The sequence below is a fragment of the Bacillus sp. FJAT-44742 genome (genome assembly GCF_002797315.1).
GTDB classification, from domain to species: Bacteria; Bacillota; Bacilli; order Bacillales; family Marinococcaceae; genus Thalassorhabdus; species Thalassorhabdus alkalitolerans.
Genome location: NZ_KZ454937.1, coordinates 213034 through 226855 on the forward strand (window position 1 = coordinate 213034; position 13822 = coordinate 226855).

Below are 13822 nucleotides of genomic sequence, written 5' to 3' on the forward strand. Positions count from 1 at the left end.
CTATGTTCAACTCCTTTACTAAATTCGACTTACCATTTCATCCCTATGGTTTTTTTTAATTTTTTTGTTTTTATATTTTGAATAGTTTCAATTGGATTAATACCTTTCGGACATACCTCTACGCACGCTCCGAAGGAGTGACATTCAAACACTCCATCCTCCCCAGTAACTAAGTCCAGTCTTTCAGCTCTGGCACCTTCTCTTTCATCAGCAATTAAGTTATGGGCTCTACTTAAAGCAGCAGGGCCAATAAAACCCTCACCTCTTATCGACACCGCATCGCAAGATTGATAACATAAACCACAGGTAATACAATCAGAGTTTTTATCAATGACCTTCCGTCTACCTGAGGAAGGTGGAATTACACTAAACTCATCTGTCTCCTCCTTAGGAACAAAATAAGGTTTAATTCTTTCCCAACTTTCAAAAAATGGATCCATATTGACTGCTATATCCTTGATTACAGGCATGTTTCTCATCGGTTGCACTAAAATCTCATCACCTAAGTGTTCTATTTTTGTGCGGCATGCTAATCGTCCACGACCGTTGACTAGCATCCCGCACGTACCGCACATTCCAAGTCTACAAGCGCACCGAAATGAAAGTGTTGGATCTTGATCTTCTACGATAAGAAAAAGACTATCTAGGACAGTCATATTTTTTTTGGCTTCAATTGTAAAAGAGTCATAGGAAGGTTCATGGTCTTGAGATGGGTCATAACGCATCACTGTAATTTTTACTTCTTTCACTTTTCTCCCCCCTTTTAGTAATCTTGTGAATGACAATTTAGGGGGCTGGGGCAACCAATTTACCTCTCCCCCCTAAATGCTCTTATATTTGTATAAGGGTAATTACACCCGACCAATAGACATCTGGCCGTTTAATTCTTTTATAATTTCTTCTGTTACCATAGTGGAAGTTCTCTGTTGTAATTGTTCGGTTAACCCGGATATATGAGGAGGTAATTTAATGTAGCGTTTTACTCTCTCATCTGAATTCCTTCCGCCCAGTTCATTTCACTTATCACTACTCTCGTGGCAAACAAACCTTCCTTAAAAAAGACTATCCCTTCTTCATGCACATCTCCCTTTATAGAAAGGACTAGAAATGTATCTGGGATAGTCTTGATTACTTCCAATTTATGTTAAATGCTGACTCCGGTTCGATGAATCGCAAATCCAGTATTCTCTTTTAAGATTTCTGACTTCGTCTGTTTACCATTACAAGTCTCTAATACTTCCTGATAGATTTGATCTCCCGCATCTTCCAGGCTGAGATTCTCATTAAATATGCCGCTTAAATCTAATTCCATCGTATCTTCCATCGCTTCATAGGAATTTACGTTGCTTGTAATTCGAATCGTCGGCATGATTGGGTGATTGATCACATGCCCCCCGCCCGTACTAAAGACCAATACTTGGGCCCCTGCTGCCGCGATGCCGGTAATGGACTCACTTCCGTGTCCCGGCGTATACATCACGTATAAGCCGGAATCTTTCCTCGGCTCTTCACTGTAGCCGATCAATCCATTGATGGTAGCGCTTCCGCTTTTCTGGTACGCTCCAAGCGATTTTTCCTCTATACTGCTCAGTCCTCCCATGATGTTGTCCCCTGTTGGCTGGGAGCCTCGTATATCTTCTCCGCTCGCCAGAGCCCGCTGTTCAAACTCCTCTATGGCATTGACAATGTCATCGCCTACTGCTGGAGTGAGCGCGCGGCGGCGGATGTGTTCTTCCGCTCCCATTAATTCTGTCACTTCTGCCAGGATAGAACGTCCGCCCTGTTCAATAATCCGGTCCGAACAGTGGCCTAATGCCGGGTTGGATCCTAATCCGGAAGTGGTGTCAGATGTCCCGCAATTAAGACCGAATAATAAGTTGGAGACCTCTGCCGGCTCCCGTGTCATCGCTGACAGCTGCCGTTTCATGTTCATCGCTTTTCTCATCGCCTGTGCTGTCGCTTCAATCGCACCGTTGGAATAGCGTATGTTCACCACTTCTACCGGCTTTCCGGTTTTGCTGATCTCATGAGCGATGTCTTCTGCCGTGCACCCTTCCTCCCGGAAGTGGTCAATGACAATTACCCCACCGACGTTAGGATTCTTCCCCGTTCCCACCAAAGTATGGAAAGTAGTTCGCAGGTCCGGCCTTACCTGGCACCGACCTAACGGGTGAGTGATGGCGACCGCCCCTTCAATGCTATTGGCCACTCTCTCAGCGGTGGAGTTTGCGTAAATGGTTCCTGATAAAATAAGCAGTGTGTTTCTAATTCCAACGCTTCCATCCGGTCTTAAGTATCCTTGAAATTTATCCATGACTGATCCCTCCTTTTTGTTCCGCTGCGACACGATCGCCTCGTCCCCGGTTGCTTTCCGTGTTATGCACATGGACGTGGTCCCCTATAGAGATATCTTCAATAGCCGAACCGATGCTTAACCCGTACTTTAAAATGGTGTCTCCCTTTTTGATGTCTCTCACTGCAATTTTGTGGCCATAGGGAATGTCTTTTTGCACCATGATCGTTTCTCCGTTCTCTCCCACTTTAAGTTCCGTGCCTTTTTTTACATTGGCCCGAATCACAGTGCCCGTATTGTCTTCAGGATTAATTACATACACTTCTTTTTGCATGTTCTTCCTCCTTATAAAAATTTTTAGAAGATAACAAAAATAACTTGAACTCTTTTATGTCTTGGTGTTGAATAAGAGGTAATACCTCTAACCACTTTCTGGTAAAATTATTTCATTCGTAAGCGCTTTCGTCAATATAGTTTTCTAAATTTTTTCAATATTTAGTTATTTAAAACTTCAATACTTATTATAAAAATAATAAATAAGGAAGGGCGATAAAATGAACTTAGAGCACTTAAAAACATTTATATCGGTAGCTGATAAAAAAAGCTTTTCGGCCACCGCAAGGGCTCTGCATTTGTCTCAGCCAACAGTAACTCAACAAATTAAGGCTTTGGAAAAACACTTAAATATTAATTTATTTGAGAGATCAACCAAACAGGTAGAATTAACTTCCCCGGCTAAAGTGTTATATCGGTATGCCAAAGAAATTGTAAAATTAAATGACATTGCAGAACACGAAATTATGAAAATGACTACTAATCTAAACGGAAGGCTAGAGGTAGCATGTAGTTTAACTATCGGTGACAATATCCTTCCAAAAGTACTAGGCACCTATAAAAAGCAATTTCCTCATGTTCTTATCAACATTGATATTACGAATACTTCTCACATTGTTGACCGCATAAAAGCAAAAGAAATAGATCTTGGTTTAATTGAAGCACCTGTTCATGAAAGTGAATTAATGGTATCTCCTTTTATGGAGGATGAACTCGTGCTTGTCTCTTCACCAAGTTTTTTTCCCCAGGATAAATCGGAAGTTTCTGTTTCAGAACTCCCTATGTTACCTTTCATCCTTAGAGAAAAAGGGTCAGGAACTCGTATTGTAATGGAAAAGCACTTGTATAATGCGGGGTTAAACCCTGATGACATTAATATAGCCTTTGAACTTGGAAGCACGGAAGCCATTAAAGCTTCGGTAGAAGCGGGGCTTGGTGTTTCCATCCTTTCTGAAACGGCTATTGAGAAGGAGCTGACCATCCAAACTTTAAAAAAACACCCTATCACCGGAATTTCCTTTACTCGTCACTTCTATTTAATCTATCACCGTGACACTTTCTTTAAAGAACCAGTTCAAGCTTTTGTAGATACTCTTCATGACTTTGTCTCCCTTATTACAGCGAAAAGCATCAACCACTAGTCAGCGGTTGATGCTTTTGAATCCTCCCTTTTCAACTATTCTTCTTCTATCTCTCCTTCAAACTCGTCTAATAGATCTTCAGCTTCCTGTCTTTCCTGTTCGATTTCTTCTGCCCATTCTTCTCCAGGAAGGAACGCTGAAGGTAAACCAGCATTCTCCATTCTTTCCTCGTATTCCGGTTCACTTGTAATTTGCTCTAAAGCATGTAATAACTGCTCGTACACTTCTTCAGGGGTCCCTTCCGGCAGCCCCAGTCCTCGGTCAATCGCCGCTACAAGATCTACCCCCTGCTCTTGGAAGGTAGGAACATCAGGCAGCCATTCGTGGCGCTCTTCCGTCGCTATCGCCAACACGCGGACCCGGTCTTGCTCGGTAACCACGTCTCCTACGTTCCCCATGATGGCATCAACGTGACCGCCCAGCAGGTTGGACATGGAATCTGCTGCCCCTTGAAACGGACTCTCATTAACTTTTAGACCCGTTTCATCCATGAAGTTAAGAGTCGCTAAGTGATCCCCTGTCAAAGTGCCGACCATCCCAACGGTTAAACTGCCAGGGTTACTCTCTAGTACCGCCATAAAGTCATCCAGGGTCTCAAACTCGCTGTCTTCTCTAACTACAAGGACCTGGGGATCGGATACAAGTCGGGCCAAATAGTCAAAACTATCTGTGTTGAAGTCTGTTTCTCGTCCCATGGGCTGTAAATAAATATGAGGAACATTTAAATTTCCAACGGTATATCCATCCGGTTCTGCGTTTGCCAGCTGAGAAAATCCTATTTCTCCTCCAGCCCCTTCCCGGTATTCAATCACAAGGTTTTCATCGAAGTGCTCTGACCAGAAACTTTCAACTAAGCGGGCGTTGACATCGGTTGTCCCACCCGCAGAAAAAGGAACAATCATCGTCACATTATCGGTCGGATAATCATCAGCCGAACTCGTTTCCGCACTATTACAGGCCATTAACATAATAAGAGCCCCCATTGAAGAAAGCGCTTGCATTAATATTTTCATTAAAAATCCTCCTGTTTTTTCGTCTTATATCAAATTATGCTTTTCGGTGCCCTCATCGTATAATCTGTCACTTTAATCGTCAACGAATTTTTTAAATATTTGAATTATTTTGTTATTTCTTATTTTTATAAGCTTCATTTGTTTTTTTCATAGCATCATATCCTTGTAAAAAAAAATGAGTTAAACCTTTTATATCTATATTTCCAGATGTTTATATTAAATTTATTATAAACCCTTATGATCCTGTTAAAAAAAGCAAATAACCATAATACACGGTTCTACCTTACACTATTTTTAAAGTCATCTGAAAAAGCAGAGGTGAGGGAAATGAGTGTGGGTCAAAGTAAGTGGATAAGAATATTGCCCGGTGTATTATTATGTCTGGGGATCATGGCACTAAGTTTGATAGCATCTCAGTGGTTAGGCATCTTTATTCTATACATGCAGGGGTTAGACACTTCTGGCTCTAGTCCTATCTCAAGTATTTTAGTAGCTATCGTTATCGGATTAATTATAAGAAATTTATTAGGCTTAAAAGAAATTTTCGCTGAAGGCGTGTCTTTTTCAATTAAAATCTTATTAAAACTTGGTATTATTTTGCTCGGTATTCGATTAAGTATTTTTGATGTATTAACCCTTGGAGCGTGGGGATTGCCAATTATTATTTTAAGTGTCCTGACAGGTTTAAGTGTGACTTTATGGATTACTAACAAAATGAGACAGCCACATCGCTTAGGAACATTAACGGCTGTAGGGACAGGGATATGTGGTGTTACCGCTATTGTAGGAACGTCACCCGGAATAAGAGCAAATGATTCAGAAGTAGCATACTCGATCGCAAATATTACGTTATTTGGAATCATTGCAATGTTTGCTTATCCATATCTTGCCTACTTATTATTTGAGAATGATCCTATTAGAGCGGGGTTGTTTTTAGGGACAGCCATACATGAAACTGCACAAGTAGCAGGAGCTTCTTTAATTTATGACCAAGTATATAACAATCCTACCGTTGTAGATGTTGCTACGATCACAAAACTAACAAGAAATGTCTTGCTGGTGGCAGTTGTACCGATTATGTCCTATTATTACTTAAAAAGCTCTCAACGTCAGGCTTCTTCTCAATCAAAAGTACCTAAGTGGTATAACCTAGTTCCTTTATTTGTATTAGGTTTCCTTGGAATGGCCGTTCTTCGTTCTGTAGGTGATGCGGGTGTTTCCTCCCAAGGAGAAGCATTTGGATTGTTATCTCCTGGGCAATGGGAATCAGTCTGGCAGTCTGTAAATACCTTCGGAGCCAGTTATATATTAGGGATAGCTATGGCTGCCGTTGGATTATCCACAAGCTTCAGTGTGTTTAAAGGATTTGGCATCAAGCCATTTTATATAGGGCTGGTAGCTGCTTTTTCCGTCACCGTAGTCAGCCTTTTGTTAGTCTATTTGTTGGGTGGTTTAATTCAATTTTAATATGCTTCTTCGTGTTTGTTCTCCTTTTTGGAACTACCGGTAATCTCCTCATTGTGATGGTAATAGATTTTATTAACAAACCCGGGTAAAAAAGCTTGATAAGCTTTTTTACCCGGGTTTTCATGCTAAAGTCTATTTAAGTGCAATACATTAATATTGTTTGATATTAGGGGCATCCAAGCTGCTACTTAATAAAGAGAGGAATGACATCTATGGTATGGGAATTGGTTTTAGTGTTTTTTATTGTGCTTCTTGGCGGGTTTATTCAGGGAGCGACCAGTTTTGGTTTAGGCCTTGTAGTTATGGGGTTTTTACCACTTTTCCTCACCATTAAAGAAAGTACGTTACTAGTTCTTTCTCTATTATTTGTAGCCTCTCTGCATATTCTGCTTAAATACCGTAGATATATTGATTTTAAAGGGTTAATCGTTATTCTATCAGCTGCATTTTTAGGACGCATCCTTGCTTTTTTAGTGCTCAGCACCTACGGAGATATGGACTTTTTAAAAAAGTGGCTGGGATTTTTTTTGATCGGTATGGTTGTTTACCTCTTACTAAATAAGAAAATAAGCCCTAAAGCAAAGAGTAATCCTGCTATACCTATATTTCTAGGGATGGTAGGAGGATTTGTAGGGGGAGTCTTTGCAGTCGGAGGTCCTTTTTTCGTTTTTTACTTTTTAATGTTGTACGAGAATAAGTATACTTTTAACGCAAACCTTCAGGCCTGTATAGTATTAACTAGTTTGTTTACTTTGATTTTACACGGGATAAATGGTGACTTTTATCCGGGGTTTTCTTTGTATCTATTAATTGGATTAATCAGCGTCTTTGCTGGGATCACGCTAGGGTTGAAATGTTTTGATAAGCTTCCTATTAACCAAATAAAAAATTGTGCCATCGGGCTTGTTGTCATAGCAGCCTTTAACTTAATCTTTTTCACATAACGACTGACTATAGAAAGAATCTGAGAACATCTGAAGGATATAGACAACCCCATTCTTATAATAAAAAAAGCTTATATGACCCGCCTATATTATATAGTTCACTTCAAAGGAAATTTCCAAAATGTCACCTTCAGTTTTCAACAGTTGACATGTAAAAGGTTTCTAAGTTAACCATAGCTGTCTCTAGAAATCAGGGTTAATTTAATATTTGTTCTTTCAGCGCTTCTAAAAATAAAATTCAAAAAAAGAGTGCAGAAAATTAATACTTTTTCTGACACTCGTTTAAAGAAAGTTAGAATGTGAATTACCTCATAAATCGGGATTTATATTAATTCTTTTTATCTCTCACCAACTTTTTCTTGTTTTTTTGGGGCTATTTTAAGGTCTGATGACTTTCCAGCATTTAAGAGGAAACTTTCTGCATGGTTTGGAAACATCCTTTGTAATTTTTTCGATACCTTAATTAATTTATCTAAGTCAATTCCGGTTTCAACTCCCATTTCCTCAAACCCATGGACCAGATCTTCTGTAGATATATTCCCGCTAGCATTAGGTGCATACGGACAACCACCCAATCCTGCTGCTGAACTATCAAAATCTATTATTCCTTCTTCTAATCCCGTCACTGCATTCGCAAATGCCATTCCTCTCGTATTGTGTAAATGCAAGGAAAAATGAAAATGGGGAAACCTTGATATTAATGCTTTTAGAATCTTACGCACATTCACTGGGTGTCCCATACCCGTTGTATCTGCTAAGGAAATATCTTTGATCCCAATTGAATCATAATACTCACAAATTTCAATATGTCGTTGAATAGGAACCTCCCCTTCATAGGGGCACCCAAATGCAACAGATATCGATCCAGAAACAGTGGTATCAGTTCCTTCTGCCATATTTACGATTGGTTTGAATTTTTCCATGGCAGCAAAAGTCTTAGCATTCGCATTATGAAGACTATGAGAATCCGTAGCTGAAAGCATCAGTTTTACTTTGTCTACCTTTGCCTCTAAAGCTCTTTCCATTCCCTTTTCATTAGGAATTAAAGCTCTTAACTTCACCCCTTCTTTCCTCTTAATGTTTTTTAATACCTCAGTTGCATCTTTTAATTGAGGCACAGCTTTAGGGTGAACAAAGGAGGATACCTCCATTTGCGAGAATCCACACAACATTAATTCGTTAATTATGTTGACCTTTTCTTCTGTTGGTATAAATGGAGCACTTTGGAACCCATCCCTTGGACATACTTCTGTAATGACAGCTTTAGTTGGTAATGACATTAAAATCGTCTCCCGTTATATGATTTCTTTTTCTCGTAATTGTTTTATTTCTTTCTCTTCAAGACCTGCCAGTTCTCTTAAAATACTTTCGCTATCCTCACCTAAATCTGGCCCTGCCTTACGTATTGAGCCAGGGGTTTCAGAAAACTTTGGTACGATTCCTGGCATTTTAACCTTTCCTAGACGAGGATGCTCTACCTCTACAATGTTCTCTCTCTCTTTAAAGTGCTCGTCTTCAAAAATATCTTTTATACTGTTAATTGGACTAATAGGTACTCCATATTCATCTAAGTGTTTTTGAAGGTCATCTCTGTTCTTGGTTTTCACCCAATCAGCTACGATTCCATTTGTTAATTCAAAATGTTCTAAACGAACTGAATTGGTATAAAACCGCTCATCTTCTAACATTTCTTCTTTCCCCATGGCTTTTGCTAAGCGGTTAAACGTGCGGTCGGAACTTGTTACAAGAACAATCCAATGACCATCTTTTGTTTTAAACGTACCTGCCGGGCTGGAATGACCACTTAATCCAGGAGATCTTTCTTTTATTTTTTGATTTTGGTCATAATCTGCTACTAAAAATTCCATCATGCGAAATACGGATTCATATAGACCCATGTCAACGTATTGCCCTTTCCCACCTTGTGCATCTCGATGGTAAAGAGCAGAAGCGGTAGCAAATGCCACATAAACACCTGTAATATAATCCAAAAGAGAAAATGAAGGACTAATAGGAGGTCGATCTTCATAACCATGGAGATAGGTAAAACCACTAAACGCTGTAGCTGGAGTACCAAATCCTGCTTTGGGAGAATAAGGTCCTGTCTGCCCATATCCAGTCACGCGGATCATGATGATATCTTTATTTACTTCTTTTAATTGGTCGTACCCGAGATTCCATTTTTCTAGAGTCCCCGGTCGGAAGTTTTCAATTACTACATCAGACTTCTCGACTAGCTTTTTTAAGATAGTTTGCCCTTCTTCTCCATGCAAATCGAGTGTTAAAGATTTTTTGTTTCGTGCTAATCCCGGCCACCGTAATGGCTCACCTTCTTTAAAGGGACCCATTCTTCGAAGGGAATCTCCCTTCTTAGGCATTTCTATTTTAATGACTTCTGCCCCAAAATCACCCAGCAGTGTTGCTCCATATGGGGCAGCAATCATGGTTGATAAGTCTAATATTCGTAACCCTTTTAACGGTCCTTGATTGTCACTTAAAACTTGATTCATATTATCACTTACCTCCTCGATAAAAATAGGATTCATACTAATAAATAGGTAATTACCGGTATGGTTGTAATAATTGTTACTATACGAAAAAGGTGTATGGTTGCTGTCACCGGTATATCCGCTCCATGTGATTCTGCTATTAGGAGCATCTCACTCATTCCAGCGGGAGCTAAGCTAGAAAAAGCTGTAGCTGCATCATAGTTTAAAAGTTTCATAGATAAAATAGCTAATAAAGTAGAGATTAGTATCGTTGAAACAGATAATATAATAGAAGAGAAAAGTAACTCTCCAAACAGTAAAAATGTATCTTCGGTAAAACTAAGCCCTATGCTTGACCCTATGAAAACTTGGATTAGACGTTTTGTTTTTAACTGTAAAGGATGAAAAGCCCCTGTAATCATATTAAAAGTCGCTATTGCAAAGAGAGTCCCTAAAAGCGCTCCTATAGGAAAACCTGTTACATACCCTACAAGTCCTCCTGCTATCCCAATCCCTATTAACTTGGCATTACCTTTCACTTTTTATCCTTTCCTCCCCCATTTCTTTACACCCCAGGAGATAATATAAGGAAACACCAACATTACAAGAAGCAAGCGAATAAAATGTAAAAATATAACCCCTGGGGCTTCAAGGTTCAAAGCTTCAGCCATAGTAGCCATTTCTACCATTCCCCCAGGTGCAGAGGAAAGTATAGCAATAGCTTTGTCGAGTCCGGTAAAGAAATAGACCATGAATGCCACTGAGCAAGTCATAAAAACAACTGCAATAATGATAAATAACAACCCTTTACCTGCACGCTTTAATTGGCCTTTATTTAACTGGTAAAAACTCAGCCCAATCATTATGCCTAAAGCAAGTTGGACTAAGAAAGTAACAACTTCACTGGGTTCCATTGTAATCCAGCCCATTACACGTCCGGTTCCTACAGCTAGCATAGCTCCAAGAATTGTTCCCATAGGGATTCTTAGAAGATAGCCAATTCCGCCTCCCAGTAAACCAAGTACAATAAAGAACCCAATGTTTATCATTATTGCCGCCCCGCTTCTACATACTGGTATCCTGTTTTACTTCGTTATTTTCTTTACGCTTATTTAAAACTGTTTGAATAGATGGTACTAAAAACAAAATAATCGTAACCACTAACATCCCGGTGAAAATTGGCCGTTGTAATAATGACCAATATTGACCTTCATACATTACCATCGTTCTTGTTAGCTCTCCATCAATGGTGCCTCCTAATATAAGTCCAAGGAGTAACGCGATGATAGGGTAATCTAGTTTCCTCATTATAAGGGCAATTAAAGCAAATCCTAAAGTAAGGATTACATCTAGATAAATACCACGTACAGAAAAGGCACCGAGAAAACAAAATATAGTAACTATAGGGATTAATAGGCGTGTCGGGACTAACACTACTTTACTGAAATACCATATAAACAAGACCCCAATCCCAATAAGTAGAATCCCTTGAAGAAAGTTTCCAATGATTACAGCATAAGTCATATCCATATGATCCCTGACTAAAAACGGTCCTGGTGAAAGGCCGTGAATCATAAAAGCTGCCATAAGCACAGCAGTTGCACTACCTCCGGGAATGCCAAAGGTTAACATGGTTGCCATTCCGCCGCTTTCTGAACCATTATTCGCTGTCTCTGCTGCAACTAACCCTGCTGGTTCTCCCTTGCCAAAATTACTTTTATTCTTAGAGAAAGTTTGAGCTTGAGAATAACTTACTAGAGATGCTACAGTGGAGCCTGCAGCGGGTAACAATCCTATGATCACTCCAATAAACGTTGAACGAATGACATTTAACTTTTGTTTAACGACAAGCTTCATCCCTTTTAATATGGGCGTGAAACTTTTTTGTACATTTCCAGTTCCTTCTCCGGTAATAAACTTACGTTGTATGAGAAAAAACAATTCTGAAATTGCAAGTAATCCCATCAAAGCTGGGACTAGTTGAATTCCTTCATAAAGTGCAGCTTCTCCAAAAGTTCCTCGGGCCCTTCCGAAGGCTGTAGCTCCTATGGAGCCTAAGAGCAATCCCAAAAACCCCACAATTAAAGTTTTACTTACACTTCCCTTAACTGTACTTATTATCGATAAAGCAAATACCGTAAGCATGAGCATTTCAGGTGCTTGGAAAGCTAAAACTAGGTTTCCTAGAGGTTCTAAAAAAATGAAAATTACCATGTACCCGATTAAACAACCTATGACCGATGACATAAGGCCTGCACCTAACGCTTCATTTTGCCTTCCATTTTTTGTCATCGGGTAGCCATCTAGCGTGGTTGCAACAGCCCCAGGAGCCCCAGGGATGTTTAACATGATTGCGGTCACTCCTCCTGAATAAACTGACCCGGTAAAAATAGCCGACAAAAACATAATGGCATCAATTGGCTGCATGTGATAAGTCAAGGGAAGCATTAATGCAATACCTAAAGTGCCAGAGACTCCTGGGATGGCACCTAATATTATTCCCACAAGGAGACCTATAAAAATAAAAAGGAGAACTTGCCATTGAAATAAGAGATCTAGTCCTTGGGACACAGCGGTTAAATCTATCACGAATTTGTCCTCCTTTTCCTTTAAAATAAGATCCCGTGTGGAAGATTAACTCCAAGAAACTCAATAAAAACAACGTAAATAATGAGCATGATACTCCCTGGAAGGATCGTAAATTCCCACCATTTCCGACTGTTTAACAAGAAGTTCAGCCCTATAAAAAACAAGATGGAAGAAACAAAAAATCCTACCTGGGGGATAGCAATGATATAAATAATAAATGATAAAACTAGTAAAGCCTGACGGCTTCTTAACCAATTTTTAATATCCTTAATAAAGGACGTATTGTCTTTGCGTAACACCAAGATTTTAATCAATGAACGTGTAGTTTCAAAGAGCAGTACGACAGCCAACCCCCAACTCACTAGTTCAACCAGTTGGCGTTCTTCCTGTTCGGGAAGCGTTTGAACATCCAAGTAATAATAGAGTCCAAACGCCGCTATAACGACTAAAAATAGGATATTTTTTATCTCTTGAGCCATATTCAGCCCGCCCTTAACCACTTATTGGAATAACTCTTCATATTCGTAAATAACATCAATTGTTTCACTAAGTTGATTACGAGTTTCGTCACTACCTGTCCAACTTAGGTACATATCTTGATCTTGTCCCCATTCTATGAATTCTTCATTAGTCACTGAAGCTTCCAAGGCCTCTTCTAATAATTCGTATCTTTCAGGATACTCTTCTTTAAATTCTGATTTTACTTGGATAAAGCGCATATTGGATACTCCTGGAAGGTCCGTATCGTGTCCCATATCCTCTAATTCTTGATTAATAAGTGGTATATCTTCAGCATGCTCGTACGGTTCATCAGAAAAGATAGCTAGTGGACGTAAATCTTCACCGGCACCTGCTAAAGTACCTTCAACATCTGAAGCAATAAAATCTACTTCTCCTCCCATCAACGCCGTCCGCATGTCTCCGCCACCATCGTAAGGAACGGCACGAACATCCAAACCGAGTTCATCCATAACCATCTTTACTGCAATATCTGACCAGGAGGCAGAAATCATTGCATAACTTAACCCGCCAGGATTATTTTCAACTTCTGTTAACAAATCGTCTAGTGTTTCATACTCTGAACTTTCATCCACCCAAATCGTAATAGGGGATTCATGAGTCAAGCCCAAATAATCAAAATCTTCGAATTCATAATCTGCTTCACGTACAATACTTGCTTCAAAATGCGGGTGAGATTGGTAGATAAAATAAGTGCCATCTGAAGGGTCGGATTGCTTATGAGAAGTTGTTCCAACTGCTCCACCTCCACCTTCTCTATTCTCTACAACTACAGAAGTATCTAGTTCTTCTCCAAGGTAAGTTGCTAATGCACGTGCCTGTCTGTCAGCAGAGCCACCAGCTCCAAAAGGCACAATCATAGTGAGTTCTTCATCGGGCCAACTGCTTGCACTTGTCTCTTCACTGCTTCCTTCTTGAGTTCCTCCACAAGCACTTAGTAAAAGGACTCCTGCTGTTAATAGCCCAGTAACTTTCGCCCAACATTTCCTTTCCATATTAAATGCCCCCTTTTTTTGATAACGCTTTCAAATGA

Annotated in this window: 14 protein-coding genes; 3 read left to right on the forward strand and 11 right to left on the reverse strand. The window is 39.7% G+C overall.

Annotated elements, in window-relative coordinates; genetic code table 11:
• Positions 1–29: 29 nt before the first annotated feature.
• From CEF17_RS19245 to CEF17_RS19255, 3 genes are all read right to left on the reverse strand, one after another.
• Positions 30–749 carry a succinate dehydrogenase/fumarate reductase iron-sulfur subunit gene (locus CEF17_RS19245; RefSeq protein WP_100401133.1) on the reverse strand — a complete coding sequence of 240 codons (720 nt, stop codon included), beginning with the start codon at positions 747–749 and terminating at the stop codon, positions 30–32.
• A 395-nt stretch (positions 750–1144) separates the two neighbouring features.
• Positions 1145–2314, reverse strand: coding sequence for a UxaA family hydrolase (locus CEF17_RS19250; RefSeq protein WP_100401134.1), 1170 nt, complete (start codon positions 2312–2314; stop codon positions 1145–1147).
• Complete coding sequence (locus tag CEF17_RS19255; RefSeq protein ID WP_100401135.1) at positions 2307–2627, reverse strand: UxaA family hydrolase; 321 nt, start codon at positions 2625–2627, stop codon at positions 2307–2309. Before CEF17_RS19255 ends, CEF17_RS19250 begins: the two co-directional genes overlap by 8 nt.
• A gap of 220 nt (positions 2628–2847) precedes the next feature.
• On the opposite strand from CEF17_RS19255, the gene CEF17_RS19260 reads away from it, so the two are divergent.
• A complete protein-coding gene (locus CEF17_RS19260) occupies positions 2848–3768 on the forward strand; it encodes a selenium metabolism-associated LysR family transcriptional regulator (protein WP_100401136.1) in 921 nt (306 codons plus the stop codon).
• A 35-nt stretch (positions 3769–3803) separates the two neighbouring features.
• Here the strand turns inward: CEF17_RS19260 and CEF17_RS19265 are convergent, their stop codons facing one another.
• Positions 3804–4781, reverse strand: a complete 978-nt coding sequence (locus CEF17_RS19265) for a tripartite tricarboxylate transporter substrate binding protein (protein ID WP_100401137.1) — start codon at positions 4779–4781, stop codon at positions 3804–3806.
• Between the two features lie 327 nt (positions 4782–5108).
• On the opposite strand from CEF17_RS19265, the gene CEF17_RS19270 reads away from it, so the two are divergent.
• Together CEF17_RS19270 and CEF17_RS19275 are read left to right on the forward strand one after the other, a co-directional pair.
• Positions 5109–6248, forward strand: coding sequence for a YeiH family protein (locus tag CEF17_RS19270; protein ID WP_100401138.1), 1140 nt, complete (start codon positions 5109–5111; stop codon positions 6246–6248).
• Between the two features lie 212 nt (positions 6249–6460).
• Positions 6461–7192: a sulfite exporter TauE/SafE family protein gene (locus CEF17_RS19275; RefSeq protein ID WP_100401139.1), complete on the forward strand. Its 732-nt coding sequence runs from the start codon at positions 6461–6463 to the stop codon at positions 7190–7192.
• A 338-nt stretch (positions 7193–7530) separates the two neighbouring features.
• On the opposite strand, the gene CEF17_RS19280 is transcribed toward CEF17_RS19275, so the two are convergent.
• The 7 genes from CEF17_RS19280 to CEF17_RS19310 are packed head-to-tail and all read right to left on the reverse strand — an operon-like array spanning position 7531 to position 13784.
• Positions 7531–8472 carry a hydroxymethylglutaryl-CoA lyase gene (locus CEF17_RS19280; protein ID WP_100401140.1) on the reverse strand — a complete coding sequence of 314 codons (942 nt, stop codon included), beginning with the start codon at positions 8470–8472 and terminating at the stop codon, positions 7531–7533.
• Positions 8473–8487: 15 nt separating this feature from the next.
• On the reverse strand, positions 8488–9702 hold the full coding sequence (locus CEF17_RS19285; RefSeq protein ID WP_100401141.1) for a CaiB/BaiF CoA transferase family protein: 1215 nt from the start codon (positions 9700–9702) through the stop codon (positions 8488–8490).
• Positions 9703–9734: 32 nt separating this feature from the next.
• Positions 9735–10220, reverse strand: a complete 486-nt coding sequence (locus tag CEF17_RS19290) for an AbrB family transcriptional regulator (RefSeq protein ID WP_100401142.1) — start codon at positions 10218–10220, stop codon at positions 9735–9737.
• Positions 10221–10223: 3 nt separating this feature from the next.
• Positions 10224–10730 carry an AbrB family transcriptional regulator gene (locus tag CEF17_RS19295; RefSeq protein ID WP_100401143.1) on the reverse strand — a complete coding sequence of 169 codons (507 nt, stop codon included), beginning with the start codon at positions 10728–10730 and terminating at the stop codon, positions 10224–10226.
• 16 nt (positions 10731–10746) lie between these two features.
• Positions 10747–12270 (reverse strand): tripartite tricarboxylate transporter permease, encoded by a 1524-nt coding sequence (locus CEF17_RS19300; RefSeq protein ID WP_157843106.1) that lies wholly within the window; start codon positions 12268–12270, stop codon positions 10747–10749.
• Between the two features lie 20 nt (positions 12271–12290).
• Positions 12291–12749: a tripartite tricarboxylate transporter TctB family protein gene (locus tag CEF17_RS19305; RefSeq protein WP_157843107.1), complete on the reverse strand. Its 459-nt coding sequence runs from the start codon at positions 12747–12749 to the stop codon at positions 12291–12293.
• A gap of 21 nt (positions 12750–12770) precedes the next feature.
• Positions 12771–13784, reverse strand: a complete 1014-nt coding sequence (locus tag CEF17_RS19310; protein ID WP_100401146.1) for a Bug family tripartite tricarboxylate transporter substrate binding protein — start codon at positions 13782–13784, stop codon at positions 12771–12773.
• Positions 13785–13822 lie beyond the last annotated feature (38 nt).

Bases quoted from the DNA above. Each gene is read 5' to 3' on its own strand.
- CEF17_RS19250 (WP_100401134.1), bottom strand. From the start codon at position 2,314: ATGGATAAATTTCAAGGATACTTAAGACCGGATGGAAGCGTTGGAATT.
- CEF17_RS19255 (WP_100401135.1), bottom strand. From the start codon at position 2,627: ATGCAAAAAGAAGTGTATGTAATTAATCCTGAAGACAATACGGGCACT.
- CEF17_RS19260 (WP_100401136.1), top strand. From the start codon at position 2,848: ATGAACTTAGAGCACTTAAAAACATTTATATCGGTAGCTGATAAAAAA.
- CEF17_RS19265 (WP_100401137.1), bottom strand. From the start codon at position 4,781: ATGAAAATATTAATGCAAGCGCTTTCTTCAATGGGGGCTCTTATTATG.
- CEF17_RS19270 (WP_100401138.1), top strand. From the start codon at position 5,109: ATGAGTGTGGGTCAAAGTAAGTGGATAAGAATATTGCCCGGTGTATTA.
- CEF17_RS19275 (WP_100401139.1), top strand. From the start codon at position 6,461: ATGGTATGGGAATTGGTTTTAGTGTTTTTTATTGTGCTTCTTGGCGGG.
- CEF17_RS19280 (WP_100401140.1), bottom strand. From the start codon at position 8,472: ATGTCATTACCAACTAAAGCTGTCATTACAGAAGTATGTCCAAGGGAT.
- CEF17_RS19285 (WP_100401141.1), bottom strand. From the start codon at position 9,702: ATGAATCAAGTTTTAAGTGACAATCAAGGACCGTTAAAAGGGTTACGA.
- CEF17_RS19295 (WP_100401143.1), bottom strand. From the start codon at position 10,730: ATGATAAACATTGGGTTCTTTATTGTACTTGGTTTACTGGGAGGCGGA.
- CEF17_RS19305 (WP_157843107.1), bottom strand. From the start codon at position 12,749: ATGGCTCAAGAGATAAAAAATATCCTATTTTTAGTCGTTATAGCGGCG.
- CEF17_RS19310 (WP_100401146.1), bottom strand. From the start codon at position 13,784: ATGGAAAGGAAATGTTGGGCGAAAGTTACTGGGCTATTAACAGCAGGA.